1 protein-coding gene and 1 pseudogene are annotated in these 843 nt (G+C 67.4%); both read right to left on the bottom strand.

Features of this window, described 5'->3' with window-relative positions; translation table 11 throughout:
- A pseudogene (locus ABD323_RS42205) lies at nt 1–188 on the bottom strand (acetyl-CoA C-acyltransferase); the annotation flags it as partial.
- 11 nt (nt 189–199) lie between these two features.
- Nucleotides 200–843, bottom strand: a 644-nt coding sequence (locus tag ABD323_RS42200; RefSeq protein ID WP_344447363.1) for an acyl-CoA dehydrogenase family protein, incomplete at its 5' end; no start/stop codon positions are given.

Here is an 843-nt window from a genome sequence, read left to right as displayed (position 1 = left end):
AGCGGGCTGACGACGCCGAGCACGATGTCGTCGATGGCGGCCGAGTCCAACCCAGGGTTGCGGGCCTGGAGTTCGTGGATCAGACCGACCACCAGGTCGATCGGCTTGGTGCCGTGCAGACTGCCGTTGGCCTTGCCCCGGCCGCGTGGGGTGCGGATAGCGTCGTAGACGTACGCTTCGGTGGTCACGTGAGTGCCTCTCAGGTCAGCAGGGAGCGGCCGATGATCTCTTTCATGATCTCGGTGGTGCCGCCGTAGATGGTCTGGATCCGGCCGTCGGTGAACGCCTTGGCGACCGGGTACTCCGTCATGTAGCCGTAGCCGCCGTGCAGTTGCAGGCAGCGGTCGGCGGTGCGCTTCTGCAGCTCGGTGGCCCACCACTTGGCCATCGAGGCGTCGACAGGGGTGAGCGCGTAGCGGTTGTGCTCGGTGATGCAGCGGTCCACGAAGGTCCGGGTGACCGCGCACTCGGTGGCCATTTCGGCGATCTCGAACCGGATGTGCTGGAGCTTGGCCAGCGGCTTCCCGAACGCGGTGCGCTGCTTGACGTACTCGGTGGTCAACTCGACCAGGTACTCGGCCCCGGCGATCGCCGAGACCGCGATGCCCAGCCGCTCCTGGGCCAGGTTGCGCATCAGGTACAGGAAGCCCTGGTTCTCCTCGCCGAGCAGGTTGGCCTTCGGCACCCGGACGTCCTGGAAGAACAACTCGGCGGTGTCCTGGGCCTTCTGGCCGATCTTGTCCAGGTTGCGGCCGCGCTCGAAGCCGTCCGTGCCGCGCTCGACCACCAGCAGGCTGAGGCCGTGCGCGGCGCCCTCGGCGGTGGTCTTGGCGACCACGATCA

The organism is Kitasatospora nipponensis, from assembly GCF_039528135.1.
GTDB lineage: Bacteria > Actinomycetota > Actinomycetes > Streptomycetales > Streptomycetaceae > Kitasatospora > Kitasatospora nipponensis.
Note: the sequence above shows the minus strand (reverse complement) of the source record. Positions and strands in the feature narration are given on the sequence as shown.